Source organism: Soehngenia sp. (assembly GCF_055108775.1).
In genome coordinates, this window is sequence record NZ_JBSQIL010000050.1 from 1 (window position 1) to 13,195 (window position 13,195).

The window sequence follows — 13,195 nt, forward strand, 5'->3', positions numbered from 1 at the left end:
AAGGAGGTGAAAAGAGTGATTAAGAGAAAACAATACAATAACATAGAATTTATATTCGATACTTCAAAACTTTTATTAGTGTTAGTATCTGAAAGCGTAAGGTGCATTTATTTCACAGATGAAAATGAAGTGAAGGCTTATATCAAAAATGAGTTTAATATTGAATTTTAACATTTTATTCATACTTTTGTAACAATTTAATGCTATACTGTATTTATAGCAATAAAACAATTATTTTAAAGGAGGATATACAATATGGAAACTATTAATATTTTATTTATTAATGATGAAATGGTAGACGCTGACATTCAAATAGTAGATAAAGGGGACGTGTCAAAAAGATTTGATGCACTACTAGACACCAAGGACTTATGCGATGAAGGAGTCGCGGATATTTACTTGATAGATGGTGAACTATCCGCCATAATTTTTGAAAATGAGGACGAATGGGTAGAATTTCACTCTTAAATTACAATTGCAACCTATAAAATTAAGATTTCAACGATCAAAAAAGGAGAATTACTATGAAAAAATACGGAAAAAACTTTTATTCAAAATGTCAAGACCTGCAACAAGAGCTAAAAACAATTCATTCATGCTATATACGCATGAGCAACAATCCGAACAAAAAAGAGCTTGTTTTATTTGCTCAAAATATTATAGATAGATTCAATCTATCGGTTGAAATTGTAAACGACTTATATTTACAATGTATTGACGATGAAGATGTATATAATTTTTGTTATCCGTCAATTATATACATCTGTGACTTATTATCATCAAACGGGATAGAGTAACTTTTATAAAACTTAATAAATTTTAGAGATGAAATAACCAAAAATCTCATGCGTTAATATAAGCGTGTTTTTGGTTATTTTTTTTGTTGTCAACAAGGACGTAATACATGAAATAGAAGCTATGTCATTAGGTAGCATCGAAAAGTTATTATGCACTGTAAATCACACAATAAATACAAGTGATTTCACTAACAATACTTCAAAATATAAAAGGCTTTTAAAATTAAGAATGTTACTAGGTAATGAAGCAAGTAATAAATTTTATGGATATGTTAAATACTAGCGCGGTCGGCTTTTCTAGGGTTCAACTCCCTAGCGCGTTTTGCACCTATAAAATTAAGATTTCAACGATTAAAAAAGGAGATGTACAATATGACATTATCAAATTATGCTTATAATAAAAAAATGACATTAGCGCAGTATGAATTACTAGAAAGTAATATAAACAATGCATCAGATGCAATTATTCAAAACATAAAAAATCTGCATCCAACAGATACGGGGATATATTATCCCGTTAATGAGATTATCAAGGTTAATGCTGATAACTCCAATAGCGACTTAGTGCCTTATATTATCCAATCGCTAAAAAGTAAAGGTGTAGAATTTTATGATAATAACACGCTATACCGTTATTAATAGTATGATAGAGCGTCTTATAATTACATAAGGCGTTTTATTGATATTATTAATAGATTAAGAAAGAGGGTTATATTATGAAAACGAAAACTTATAATTTTTTCAAGACTGGCAAAAAGACCGCAAGCGAAAACGACTTGGGATTATCAACTTATAATAAAGGTGTCTTGTTTGATTTTGAATTGATAGAAAACGACTTGACATTAACTGAAGCTGAAAAGGACTTGATAAAAGCTGACGCTTTACGCTATGTTATGGCCAGTAGTAAAACTCTTTATTATGGTAAACAATTTAATAAGTTTGACTCATGCGATGGTATCGCCGATTTTTACTGTCATAAAGTCTATAATGGGAAAACTGGAAAGCGTTTATACGTCATCATGCAATTAACCAAATTGAATCATACGAGGCTATCACGTACTAGCGTATATGATAATCATACACCAGTCAAAATCGAAGCAACTAGCGGATATTATCCACCAACTCTCGATATAGAATTATAGTTAATGCTTTAATAGTGGGATATAGGTTATACGCTTATATCCTATCATTTAGAATATTAGCACATTTACAATTAAATTATAGATATATGACGTAATATAAGGCGTTTTGAGGCACTTTTATATCATGCCTAGTGTTATCCTATGCCTAAATTATAAGCTAGCTTATACGCTCGATTACATAATACATCATGTGTCAGCCGTTAAAATGCTAATTATATCGGATATATGAAGTCATACAAGGCTATTCTAGCAAGGTTTACAGTGTATCAAGGCATTTATGCCTATGTGATATCTAAACCGCTTATATCGTCGCTGACGGTCTTATATAAGGTGTTAAGTAAATATACCTTACAATAGCTTATAACTCCTGGTAAAATTGCACAAAAACAGAAGCGTAAATTTGTGTAAAATTCCAGGCAAAAAGTCATTGACAAAAAGCGGTTATTCATGGTAGAATGAAAGGTTAGATATCACGCTTTACTACGTTGAAGTGCGAATGTGTGTTTTTCTTGGTCTAGGTAACAGAAAACATCTCGTACCACGGTAACAGAACTCAACCGCTAGCACGTAACAGAAAACTTTTTGTACCACGAGCAATTATTTTTAAAAAAGTATTGACAAGTTTTTAATAGTATGATAACGTAGTATACAGATAGCAAATAATTGATTTTAGAAAAGAGGTTATAAAATGACAAATGCAGTACACATTAGAAGATTAAGCGAAGAAGTACAAGAAAATATAGCCGACACATTAACCAATACTTTACAAGGTGACTACTACGGCGCAAGCATTGATGATATCGTAGAAAACGCTTTAGACAGTCGGTTAATTGACTTATACAACAACGAAGATGATTTTGTATCATGGCCTATGATTGAAGCGTGGGCGCAAAATAAAATATATAAAGGCGGTGAATAAAATGAGTATTTTATATGTATTAATTTTCGGTAGTGTGGTTGTTAGTGCCTTATGTTTAGGTTATATTGTTTTTGAAAAAACACTAGGTAAGAAAAGAATTGATAAATTAATTAAATTTCTTGTTGACAATGATTAAAAAGTGTGTTATTGTAGTATTAACTTAATAAATTAGATTTTATAGGAGGTAGATTATGCTAAGTGAAAAGCAAATACAATTCATGATTAACTATTATGAAGATTATCATATTAACGCTGATTCAATAGCAACGGACTCTTATTTTTTAGATAATTACATGACGTTGGTGGAGTGTAAAAACTTTGATATACATCCATACGACGCAGAACGCATTATTGAATTAAGAAAAATCTTTAACGTTGGATTGACTATATCCCAAACAATGGGGATTATATCCACTCTATCCGATGAATATAATATTGATTCTTTTGATTTAGAAACTATTTTAAAACAATAAACGGAGGTTTACACATGGAAAATTATATTTTAAAAAACGAATGGGATAATAGCTTTTTGATTGAAGGAACATTGGAAGAAATTGCTTTTTATTTTGATTTAGAAGAAGAACAAGCAACAGATATTGACGATGTTTTAGAAACAATAAACGATAACAACGGCAACGGCTCAATGTATTATGTAGTAGAATAAAATAGTTGACAATCAATAGTATTTATGATATATTTATATTAACTTAATCAATAAGATTTTATAGGAGGAAATAAAATGAAAAAAATTACAGTAAAGAGAAATGGTTTAGACGTTAACGGCAACAAAAAATATTTATATAACTTTATTGATACAGATTCAACAATTGACCAAAAAGAAATTAACAGACTTTTTAGCCATTACGGCAGACTTACAAAAAATGGGTTATCAAGCCAAAACAATAAAGACTTAATGCAAGAGTGGCTAGGAACTTTCGGTTCATTCTTAGGAACTACAACAAGCAAAGAGTTAACTAGAGCACAAAAAACAATTGATTCATGCAATAGCAAGCGTGGTTGTAATGTTTTTTGTAGCAGTCAAATACAACAGTATTGCTGGAAAATTAAACAACACGCCGAATTAATGGAGCAATTGAGCTATATTAAATCATTCTTAAAGCTAGAAATTGAAGAAATTTAATAAGAGAGGCTAAACAGCCTCATGTGATAACATGTATTTGACCAATAAAAAGCTGATTTTAAAGGAGATTGAATTCATGGGAAATAATAATTTTGTAGTAGAAAGTATTGATGGCGCACAATTTTTACTAGATTATAATGAAATGGTAGCATATGAAATATACACGGAAGATGGTCTTGTGAAACTTGAAAAATTAAGCAAATATGATTATAATAATTTAATTGAGCAATTAGCAATAAATTAAACATTTTAATGATTTTAGAAAGCGGGTTATGATATGATTGTAAAATTCAAAGATAGAGAAAATTGTCTAACTTATGCCTTATTTTTAAACAAAGAATATAAAGTATTGTATGAAAGTGAATTCAATTATTTAATCACAAACGAAGTCGGTAATAATTGTATTGTACCAAAAAATATGTTTGTTAAAATGAAATAAAACTAATATTTTAATCATAAAAGGGAGAGTAAACCATGAGAACGAACACAATAGAAAGCTATTTTGATTATCAATGTAAAGCAATTCTTAAAGAGTTTTGCGAATGGAAAGACATAGAAAGAGATTCCTTGACTGACGAAATGTTATGGAATGATAAAGAAATATTAGGAGAGTTGTTATTTACTAAGATGATGGATGTTGAAGGATTCGAAGCATTGAATGTAATTGAAGAAGAATAAAAGAAGTATTTTAACGAAAAATAGTTGACAAGTTTTTATATCTATGGTATTATATATTTAGCAACTAATCAATAATAAATATTACAGACTGTAGGAGGTCAAAAAATGAAAGTGCAATATATCAAAAAACCAAAAATAAATGATTTTGAAAACAAAAAATACACGTTTTTAAAAGAATATGACGTTATAGCTGACTATAGAAAAAGATGTGATGGTCAAGTCGTAGCCGACAATGGTCTTGTTATACTTAATGATGAGAATGAAAACGATATGATATTTTTAAATGATTTTAAATTAAGCGACAAAGATGTAAAAAATACTTATGTTTTTTCTTATAAATAACCATTGACATTTTAAGATTTATAAACTATAATAAATAATATCACTATTAATAAATCATATGGACTGTAGGAGGTCAAACGCTATGAAAACAAACGACGAAGCAAGAACGATTATAAACAACGCCACAGACAAAACGGGAGATTTTCACGGATACGAATGCCCATTCATTAGAAAAGATGAAATGCAAAAAGCTTTTAAAAATATGAGAGTTTTCCCAATGTATGCACAAACTGAAAACGGCAGAAAATTTAATGAAATTAAATCAAAAGAAAATGAGTGTTATGTTAGTATTAAATCAAATAAAAATTATGGCAATAATTCAACTAAAAAAAGTTTTATATCTTTTGATGATTCTTTAAAAGGATATGTGCCAATGGGTGACTTGTTGGAGTCAATGACGTTATTTGGATGTACTGAAATAAATAGAAGACCGTCTATTGAGTTTATACAGTGGGATAGTAAATTTTTAATGCTTGTTAAATCAGCCAATTTCATCGGTGATTTTAAGGCGTTTGTAGAAAAAGACATTGTTTTTTCTTTATTCGGAATAGAGGTGTAATATGATAAATATATTAGTAGTTTTTGATAATAACGATTGTTTAATAACTAGAATGAATTGCGACTTAAAAGACGCAAAACAATATTACATAGGTAATTATTTTGACGGTAAAATAGCAAAAAATGTAATTGATACAAATAATAATTTTAAAATAGAATTGCCTAATATGCCCACATATGAATATAAGTTTAATAGACTAAACTATAGCGCGAATAATGGCGTTTGTGGATTAATTGAGCTTGATAATATAACCTTAGATAATAAAACTTGCATAGAGCCAGCTTGGTTTTATAATTCGGAAAGGGAAGTTTTACAATAAATGACTAGATTATTATTGAATTCAAAACACGATGAATTATTGATACAATTTAGCGATAGAGGTATTATTAACGGGTATACACAAAACACAATAGATAAATCTTATGACTGGCGTGTCACAGTAGCACAAAAAGAGTTAAATTGGCAACTAAAACAATTAAAGAGAAAAGACAAAAGCATGTTAATTGAATTATAAGAAAATCTATCAAGTGATAGTCGGTGATAAGCCGTTAGCAAGTGCCTATAAAAGAGTGCTTGCTTTTTTAATTGCAAAAAAAGCCAATCATCAGCCGACAACGCAAAACCAACTATATCATATAATTAGAATATTATAATATACATAGCCTTATAAGTCATCATATACCACGCATTATAAACTATTATATATAGTATATGACGCAATATAAGCCCATATAAAACACTTTCTATAAGATAATGAAGGAACATACCCTCCGACCATATAAACGCTTAAAACGCAAGACAAACGCTTTATACACCATATGTAAGATATTATAATAAATAGTATTATATATTAACGCATACGAGCCGATATAAGCCAATTAAAATAAGAGCCTAGTGTTTTATACATAACCGATATATAAACCGCTTAAAACGTCAAATATGAAGCCACACCGATACAACGCAATATAAGCCAATTACAGCCTCTAAGGTTTAATATAGATAGATTATACCATGCAACCAATTAAACTAGCTTAAAACGTCAAATACGAGGTCTGATGCTATGAAGTGCTATTATAAAGGATATACAATAATAAAGAAGACAAGTAAAGACTATTACTACATAGAAAGTGTACCAACCGCAGGGGCAACGAGTTTGAGAAGTATTAAAAGAATAATTGATGACATGATATCTAGTAAAACTTAATATAGATATAAACCTCCTACAGATTAGGCTAGCATTTGTTTGCTAGTCTTTTCTATTGTAAAAAATCACCAATTCAAGGCGGCTAATTTTGTGCATATTTTTTCTTGACGTATCCGGCAATTTATGATAAGATATATACATAATCAAATAAACAAAAAGTTCAACCGCGCGGGAGTTCGGAAGATAAAACAAGCAAGGAGCCATTTTTTAATAAACAAATGTTCGTGTCAAATTGCACAAAAAAGAACATATGTTTTGTATACTTTTTTCATTGACTTATTTTTTAATTTATGTTACAATAAAAGGGGAGGGAGTGACGTCTCATGTGTTAAAGTTTTAACAATCTGTGTGAATATTTTCACAGGCTACGTAACAGAAAAGTTTCCGTACCACGACGTAACAGCCGACCCTCTGTAACACGACAGACTTTGTAACACGACGTAACAGAAAATGTTTTATAGCACGTAACAGAAATTAAACCGTAGCACGAGGACGTTTGTGCAAACTAACTAAAATAACTGTAAAATTTAGTCAAAAATAACTATTGTAATAGATAGTGAATCGTGGTAAAATATATTTAAAGATTAAAAAAAACGAAAGGAGAGACGTATGTATACAAAAAGAGGAGTTATATCAAGAACTGAAGGTCAAATAAAGAAACACTACGCTGACTTCACTAGTGTAGAAAAATACTTACTTAAAGCTAAAATGAAAGGATTAAACTTACATTTATCACATCACGCCAAAAATAAAGCTTATATCAACCCTAGTCATATTGTAGCGTGTCTGAAATCACACAATGTCATAGAATTCAATCACGTATTCGGGAAAGGCGACAACCGAGTGCTAATCAGAAGTAAAAACATTTTCAAACTCGACGACGGCAAACTTTATAATATTTGTTTAGTAATTTCACTTGAGAAATCTTGTATAATTACATTTTATTATAACCTAACTGATGATTGTCATGACACATTAGACACTACAAGATATCGTGATTTCAATATAGCGGAATTCATTTAAAAAAATAATTATGATGAAAAGGAAGATGCGATGATTGGTGAATTGCTATTTAAACTATATAAATGGATATTTTGGTGACCGATAAAACTGCAATTTTAACGCAAATAATAGTTGACAATAAATATTTTTCATGGTATAATAAATTAAAAGATAAGAAAAGGAGATTTAATTATGACAGATAAAGATTTAAAAGTATTTGATATGGTAGCACATGAGGATGGGACTTTGCAGATAGTTGTTGATATTAATGGTCAGGTAGAATTTTCATTGCTAGATGGGGGCGGAAATGGGTTTTATGGAAATCCATTCGAATATAATTGGTACTACGGTGATATAGTTAAAATATGGAGACCTAAAAACGGAGGATATTTTGGTACATTTTTAAGTAGATTAAATATTGCCGACTTAAATCTCACTGACTACTTCGATTTAGTATGGGAGAGAAAATCAGAGGCGCAGGCTGAATTGGAAAATGCCAAAATTTTATTGAGAGAAGCTCATGAGGCAGTGGAAAAAGCAAAAGAAAAATTGGCAAAAGAAAAGGAGAATTAAAATGAGATTAGAAGAAATGCTAAATAAGTTAAGAAAAGACAAAACACTAGAATTTGAATTTGACTTTTACGGTGGTGGTAGGGGTGGTAGAATTTACGTAGACAGATATGAATGTATAGATTATAAGTCAGATGATGTAGTTTTATCCAAAGTAGATGATAAACTTGAGCCACTTGCAATTAATAAATTTATGTTTAATACTGAATATTATTTAATTGAAAAAGGAATTAAATTTAAAGACATGGAAGAAGGTAAAAAATATCAAAGATACGATAGCGATGATGGGCTTGTTTATGGGAAAGTTGAAGGACTATTGTTTTTGTTTAACGTGGATGAGTATTCATCCTTAGAGATGCACTTTGTAGTAAACATGAAATTTAAAGAAATAGACTAATAAAATATGTATTTTAAAGGAGCGTATGATGAAAAATAACGAACATTATGAGCGATTATGGGACAATTACCAAAAGTTAGAATGTAGAATAATGGAAGTTTTAGATTTAATTGACAATATTCTTGGGACTAATCATGAATTGTCTGTTTATCAACGTGAAATGGACTTCAGAGAAGACAATATCGTATGCGGTAAATATAGATTCCCATTTAAGTGGCTGTCAATGGATGATTGTGATATTCTTGATATATTAAACGGCAGAGATAAATGGAAACAGGAAAAAGAAAAGGAATTACGCAGGAAAGAATTGGCAGAGCTAAAAAGGTTAAAAGAAAAATATGAGATAAAATCTTGATTTTAAAGGAGAGAAGGATATGAATGTAATAGAAAAAATGAAGGAAAGAATTGAATTATTAGAAGAATTAGCTGAAACTGGTGAAGAATTTGAAATGAGCGGGTTTAAACACTATAAATTCAAATATATAGACGGTGAATTCATTGCTGTAGCTAAAGAAGACTTCGTTGATTGTGGAGCTTCTAAGATTATATTTGATTTAGATTTAGAAATAGTCAGAGAGCCATGGAAGCCGAAATTAGGTGAAGGATATTATGTTGTAGACATAGGTGAATTACGAGGATATTGTTTAAGGGCATGGGTTGGAGATAGGATGGATGAGGGTAGATATAATCTTGGAATTATCGCTAAAACAGAGAAAGAAATAAAAGAAAAGTCGAAAAAAATATTAGAGTTAATCAAAAATAATGGTTAAAATTTCTATTTCAAAGGAAGTGGTGTAAGTGTGAATGATATTTTAAGTGAAAGTTTAAACGTTGGTGACGAAGTTATATTTCAAAGAAAGCTTGATTACGGCAAAACTCAAGCGGTAGTTACTAATATTGATAGCGTTGGGAACGTATATGTTAAAAGTTCTTTAGGCATATACACCGTTTGTAAATTAGAGGATATTATTGATAAAAAATAAAGGAAGGAGATAATAATGGAAGAAATTAAATGGGAAGATGTTCCTAGAGGCTGGATGGACAGATGTAGCGGAGATGGACATAAGAAGCATATAAATGAAAATGGTGATAGAGTGTATGACGACACAGGTCTTAAAGTAGAAGGTGTTAGACCATGTGCAAAATGTGGTGAGTTCCCAGCAAATGACAGAGGTGATGACGCTTGTATTGCCAACTTGGGCAACGTTATGAATGCTTGCTGTGGTCATGGAACTAATAAAGGTTACATACAATTTGACAACGGTGTTGTAATAAGAGGATATTTCGAAATAGAATACTTTAACGTATAGTATTTTATTTTAAAGAAAGGTGGATTATGTATTGTTTAGTATGTGAACCGATAGAGAGGTTGGAGAAAACCTATGACGATTTTGACAGTGGTGTATTTTTCCAGTATTATATTTGTCCTAAATGTGGCACAGAACATCATTGTAGTTCTCAGTCTGGTGATATGATTCAAGAATACCTAGATATAGAAAACGACACTGGCTATAATTTGGATTTATAAGTGTGAATATAAAAGATTAATTTTAAAGGAGAATAAATATGAAAAAAGGAATGAGTTTTATGGAAAGACTCAAACTCGGTATAAATGTAATTGTTTACGGAAAAGAAGATAACGGGGTTTTGGTTGAGAAATGCGAAGAATGTGGCTCTATATTCGTTAAAAAGCAAGAGATTGATGCCAAGGATTATGATATGGATTATTATGCGGTTTATACTTGCTTAAAATGCGGAGCCAGTGCATTAGCGACAGAAAAGTGGTATTCAAAAGATGAATTTAATGAGAAATTTGTAGATTAAAATTCACATTTTAAAGACAAAATCATTGACAACAAGACTACTTTGTAGTATAATATGTTTAGGATGTGCAAATAAAAAGTAGATTTTAAAGGAGATGAATAAGATGTGTTATGGGTGCGAAAATATAAAGACAATTAATAGTTGTCTTGAACACGAAGTTGATTATGATTTTGATAGAATTTTACAATTTAATTATAAATTTGATTCTTTAGATTTTTTACTTATACCTAAAAAGTGCAAGTTTCATAATGGAGTTGTTATTAATTTTTGCCCATTTTGTGGAGGGAGATTAAATGAAGATTGAGCGTGGTAAACATGTAAATTGGAGAGAGTTAAGTTTTAGAATTTGTAATAGGCAGTACGGCATTTCAAGAGATGAGTACTTCGTAGAATTAAATTTATGGTTTTGGTTTATCACGGTTACAATTAGAGGGAAAAATAAGTTTAAAAAGTTTACAAAAAAAGAAGATGAAATACCTGAATTTACAAAAGAAGATTTCGATAGGATGGAACGTATTTTGAAAAAATATACAACTGTGTGTGCTAGTGGATTTATAGACAATGATGTAGGTGAAAATAATGAAGATAAATTTTAAAAATGGAAGTGTTATAGAAACTGTGGGAATGGACGCATCAGATATAATTCGTTCTAAGCCGAAAGGTTACGGCATATACGTGCCTTTTTGTTATGGATATTCACTTGGCGACATACTGATTAATAAGAATTCCAAAAAGTTATATATGGTGGGCGCAGTTTACACAGGATGGTTGGTGGTCTATGAAGTTGCAACTAAAGAAACGGTTTGTGGTATTAAAACAGATAAATCTTTGTATTTATATTTAGAATTTGATGATGTTCAAAACGAAGGTGGACATGATTTGCTAGAAAATTATACTAAATTAGATGAATATGGCGAGGAAACGGATAATGTTTAAAAAATAAAGGAGATATAATAATGTTTAATAATGAAAAAATAAAATCTTTGGAAAGTGAAATAAAAAAATTAAAAGCCGACAAAGATGCGTTGAATACACGACTTGATTCTATTGAATTTTTGGTAAAATATGGAGAATATAAGTTTGATATATTTGAAAGTGTAAACTTGAAATCTAATTATAGCAGAGGTGTACTGCAAAATACTACTCACTCATTCGGAACTGCTATTACATACTTGAATGAAGGTAAAGAAGATACTATTTTTGTGGAAGATTTCGTGGCAGTCAAATATAGCACATTCATGGAAAATGGTGAGAGGTATATCATATTAAAGGATGAGAATGATAGTAGTAGACAAATGTTAATTGATTTTGAAAATAATAAATATTTTAACACAGTATGTCTTGATGTGGATTGCTCTAAATATAAAGATGTAAATTATATTGGTACTCGTAATGAGAATTTTATGGAAGAGATTAATAATGGTTAAAAGAACTATTTTAACGGAAATGAGGTGGATTAATGCATTTTATAGTAGCAGTAATAATTATAATTATAATGGCAAACGTGTTCGCAAAGCTAGAGAATAAGGTGGCTCCGAGTACCATGTTTTTCTTTGGTATGATTTCGACATATATTTTGCTAATTATGTCAAATGTAACTAAAATTTAACCGATAAAATGAATGTTTTAAAGGAAAGGAGAATATATGTTTACTGAAGAAGAATTAATAGTAATAAAGCATATGGCGTTAAATAACAAACTGTGGGCTATTCACAGACTAAATAAACAGTGTAAAAATGATGAAGATAAACTAGAAGTAGAGCGTAGAATTGATATGTATCAGCAAATCGCAGATAAAACAAATGTAGATGTAATCAGAAGAGAGGATAAACAATAAAACATTGATTTTAACTTGACATGAATGAAAAAATAGTGTATAATAAGTAATATAGAGAATTGGAAGGAGAACTATATGCTAGCTATAGATTTCAAAAAGGGTAGTAGGTTTCAAAATAAAGTCACAAAAGAAATATATGAAGTAGAGGATTTATTTGATGGTCTTGTATTCGTAAACCAAGACAATGGAGACACGTATACTTATTTAGATGAAGACTTATTCAACGACTTAGAATATTACAGTGAAATAAAAGGTGAATTTTAAAGGAAAGAAGGGAGAAATTATGGATACATTATTTTTAGGGGATTTAAGAACTGAGGATGAATTAAAAGATTTATTAATGGAAATGTTTAACACATACGAGAGATATAATGAAGCAAAAGAGGATGATAGGTCAAGACTTGAGGTTGATTCAATAATGAGAAAGTATAAATTCTTAATTGTACAACTAGATGATTCGTGTTACGAATCCAGCTGTTACATGTTACTCAAAGATAACGATAATAATTATTATACTATTTACGGAGGACATTGCTCATGCTATGGATATGAAGGACAATTTCAGCCGACTCCGTGCAACATACACAATGTATTGGATAATATAAGTTACGAAATGACGAAGGATGAAAAAGAATTGGCAACAGTTAAAGTTAATGAAATTATTAATGGTTAAAATGTAAGTTTTAATGGAGGAAGGATAATGTATGGAAGTAGACTATAGAAAAATAGATTTTAATCACGAAAAAATAACAACTAAGCACTACCATTTTTATGCAATTGGTA

General features: G+C 30.0%; 32 protein-coding genes. All 32 read left to right on the forward strand.

Going from position 1 to position 13,195, the window contains the following annotated elements; genetic code table 11:
- Positions 1–255 precede the first annotated feature (255 nt).
- The gene (locus ACTB1H_RS06945; RefSeq protein WP_463262115.1) at positions 256–468 is read left to right on the forward strand and encodes a hypothetical protein; all 213 of its coding nucleotides are present in this window, start codon (positions 256–258) and stop codon (positions 466–468) included.
- A 56-nt stretch (positions 469–524) separates the two neighbouring features.
- Positions 525–797: a hypothetical protein gene (locus tag ACTB1H_RS06950; RefSeq protein ID WP_463262116.1), complete on the forward strand. Its 273-nt coding sequence runs from the start codon at positions 525–527 to the stop codon at positions 795–797.
- A 70-nt stretch (positions 798–867) separates the two neighbouring features.
- Positions 868–1,080 (forward strand): hypothetical protein, encoded by a 213-nt coding sequence (locus tag ACTB1H_RS06955; protein WP_463262117.1) that lies wholly within the window; start codon positions 868–870, stop codon positions 1,078–1,080.
- 89 nt (positions 1,081–1,169) lie between these two features.
- Positions 1,170–1,436 (forward strand): hypothetical protein, encoded by a 267-nt coding sequence (locus ACTB1H_RS06960; RefSeq protein WP_463262118.1) that lies wholly within the window; start codon positions 1,170–1,172, stop codon positions 1,434–1,436.
- Between the two features lie 77 nt (positions 1,437–1,513).
- Entirely contained in the window at positions 1,514–1,939 is a 426-nt protein-coding gene (locus ACTB1H_RS06965) for a hypothetical protein (protein WP_463262119.1), read from the forward strand.
- A gap of 688 nt (positions 1,940–2,627) precedes the next feature.
- Positions 2,628–2,858, forward strand: coding sequence for a hypothetical protein (locus ACTB1H_RS06970; RefSeq protein ID WP_463262120.1), 231 nt, complete (start codon positions 2,628–2,630; stop codon positions 2,856–2,858).
- Positions 2,859–3,049: 191 nt separating this feature from the next.
- Positions 3,050–3,331 (forward strand): hypothetical protein, encoded by a 282-nt coding sequence (locus ACTB1H_RS06975; protein WP_463262121.1) that lies wholly within the window; start codon positions 3,050–3,052, stop codon positions 3,329–3,331.
- Positions 3,332–3,345: 14 nt separating this feature from the next.
- Complete coding sequence (locus ACTB1H_RS06980; RefSeq protein WP_463262122.1) at positions 3,346–3,522, forward strand: hypothetical protein; 177 nt, start codon at positions 3,346–3,348, stop codon at positions 3,520–3,522.
- Between the two features lie 75 nt (positions 3,523–3,597).
- Complete coding sequence (locus ACTB1H_RS06985; RefSeq protein ID WP_463262123.1) at positions 3,598–3,999, forward strand: hypothetical protein; 402 nt, start codon at positions 3,598–3,600, stop codon at positions 3,997–3,999.
- Positions 4,000–4,075: 76 nt separating this feature from the next.
- Positions 4,076–4,243, forward strand: a complete 168-nt coding sequence (locus ACTB1H_RS06990) for a hypothetical protein (RefSeq protein WP_463262124.1) — start codon at positions 4,076–4,078, stop codon at positions 4,241–4,243.
- Positions 4,244–4,276: 33 nt separating this feature from the next.
- On the forward strand, positions 4,277–4,438 hold the full coding sequence (locus tag ACTB1H_RS06995) for a hypothetical protein (protein WP_463262125.1): 162 nt from the start codon (positions 4,277–4,279) through the stop codon (positions 4,436–4,438).
- A 35-nt stretch (positions 4,439–4,473) separates the two neighbouring features.
- Entirely contained in the window at positions 4,474–4,677 is a 204-nt protein-coding gene (locus ACTB1H_RS07000) for a hypothetical protein (protein ID WP_463262126.1), read from the forward strand.
- 105 nt (positions 4,678–4,782) lie between these two features.
- Entirely contained in the window at positions 4,783–5,019 is a 237-nt protein-coding gene (locus ACTB1H_RS07005; protein ID WP_463262127.1) for a hypothetical protein, read from the forward strand.
- 82 nt (positions 5,020–5,101) lie between these two features.
- Entirely contained in the window at positions 5,102–5,578 is a 477-nt protein-coding gene (locus ACTB1H_RS07010; protein ID WP_463262128.1) for a hypothetical protein, read from the forward strand.
- Between the two features lies 1 nt (position 5,579).
- Positions 5,580–5,897 (forward strand): hypothetical protein, encoded by a 318-nt coding sequence (locus tag ACTB1H_RS07015; protein WP_463262129.1) that lies wholly within the window; start codon positions 5,580–5,582, stop codon positions 5,895–5,897.
- Complete coding sequence (locus ACTB1H_RS07020) at positions 5,898–6,092, forward strand: hypothetical protein (protein ID WP_463262130.1); 195 nt, start codon at positions 5,898–5,900, stop codon at positions 6,090–6,092. It abuts the gene before it with no gap.
- A 546-nt stretch (positions 6,093–6,638) separates the two neighbouring features.
- Positions 6,639–6,782, forward strand: a complete 144-nt coding sequence (locus ACTB1H_RS07025) for a hypothetical protein (protein WP_463262131.1) — start codon at positions 6,639–6,641, stop codon at positions 6,780–6,782.
- A 1,194-nt stretch (positions 6,783–7,976) separates the two neighbouring features.
- Positions 7,977–8,357, forward strand: a complete 381-nt coding sequence (locus tag ACTB1H_RS07030) for a hypothetical protein (protein WP_463262132.1) — start codon at positions 7,977–7,979, stop codon at positions 8,355–8,357.
- Between the two features lies 1 nt (position 8,358).
- Positions 8,359–8,751: a hypothetical protein gene (locus ACTB1H_RS07035; RefSeq protein ID WP_463262133.1), complete on the forward strand. Its 393-nt coding sequence runs from the start codon at positions 8,359–8,361 to the stop codon at positions 8,749–8,751.
- A 28-nt stretch (positions 8,752–8,779) separates the two neighbouring features.
- Complete coding sequence (locus tag ACTB1H_RS07040) at positions 8,780–9,106, forward strand: hypothetical protein (RefSeq protein ID WP_463262134.1); 327 nt, start codon at positions 8,780–8,782, stop codon at positions 9,104–9,106.
- Positions 9,107–9,125: 19 nt separating this feature from the next.
- Positions 9,126–9,521 (forward strand): hypothetical protein, encoded by a 396-nt coding sequence (locus ACTB1H_RS07045; protein WP_463262135.1) that lies wholly within the window; start codon positions 9,126–9,128, stop codon positions 9,519–9,521.
- Between the two features lie 30 nt (positions 9,522–9,551).
- Entirely contained in the window at positions 9,552–9,734 is a 183-nt protein-coding gene (locus ACTB1H_RS07050; protein WP_463262136.1) for a hypothetical protein, read from the forward strand.
- A gap of 54 nt (positions 9,735–9,788) precedes the next feature.
- On the forward strand, positions 9,789–10,061 hold the full coding sequence (locus tag ACTB1H_RS07055) for a hypothetical protein (protein WP_463262137.1): 273 nt from the start codon (positions 9,789–9,791) through the stop codon (positions 10,059–10,061).
- A 26-nt stretch (positions 10,062–10,087) separates the two neighbouring features.
- Complete coding sequence (locus ACTB1H_RS07060) at positions 10,088–10,279, forward strand: hypothetical protein (protein WP_463262138.1); 192 nt, start codon at positions 10,088–10,090, stop codon at positions 10,277–10,279.
- Positions 10,280–10,317: 38 nt separating this feature from the next.
- Positions 10,318–10,575, forward strand: coding sequence for a hypothetical protein (locus tag ACTB1H_RS07065; protein ID WP_463262139.1), 258 nt, complete (start codon positions 10,318–10,320; stop codon positions 10,573–10,575).
- Positions 10,576–10,678: 103 nt separating this feature from the next.
- Positions 10,679–10,879, forward strand: coding sequence for a hypothetical protein (locus tag ACTB1H_RS07070; RefSeq protein WP_463262140.1), 201 nt, complete (start codon positions 10,679–10,681; stop codon positions 10,877–10,879).
- Positions 10,869–11,171 carry a hypothetical protein gene (locus tag ACTB1H_RS07075; RefSeq protein ID WP_463262141.1) on the forward strand — a complete coding sequence of 101 codons (303 nt, stop codon included), beginning with the start codon at positions 10,869–10,871 and terminating at the stop codon, positions 11,169–11,171. Before ACTB1H_RS07070 ends, ACTB1H_RS07075 begins: the two co-directional genes overlap by 11 nt.
- Positions 11,155–11,511: a hypothetical protein gene (locus ACTB1H_RS07080; RefSeq protein ID WP_463262142.1), complete on the forward strand. Its 357-nt coding sequence runs from the start codon at positions 11,155–11,157 to the stop codon at positions 11,509–11,511. Before ACTB1H_RS07075 ends, ACTB1H_RS07080 begins: the two co-directional genes overlap by 17 nt.
- A gap of 20 nt (positions 11,512–11,531) precedes the next feature.
- Positions 11,532–12,002 carry a hypothetical protein gene (locus tag ACTB1H_RS07085; protein WP_463262143.1) on the forward strand — a complete coding sequence of 157 codons (471 nt, stop codon included), beginning with the start codon at positions 11,532–11,534 and terminating at the stop codon, positions 12,000–12,002.
- 218 nt (positions 12,003–12,220) lie between these two features.
- Positions 12,221–12,412, forward strand: coding sequence for a hypothetical protein (locus tag ACTB1H_RS07090; protein WP_463262144.1), 192 nt, complete (start codon positions 12,221–12,223; stop codon positions 12,410–12,412).
- A 75-nt stretch (positions 12,413–12,487) separates the two neighbouring features.
- Positions 12,488–12,676, forward strand: coding sequence for a hypothetical protein (locus ACTB1H_RS07095; RefSeq protein WP_463262145.1), 189 nt, complete (start codon positions 12,488–12,490; stop codon positions 12,674–12,676).
- 19 nt (positions 12,677–12,695) lie between these two features.
- On the forward strand, positions 12,696–13,085 hold the full coding sequence (locus tag ACTB1H_RS07100; protein ID WP_463262146.1) for a hypothetical protein: 390 nt from the start codon (positions 12,696–12,698) through the stop codon (positions 13,083–13,085).
- The last annotated feature ends 110 nt before the right edge of the window (positions 13,086–13,195 follow it).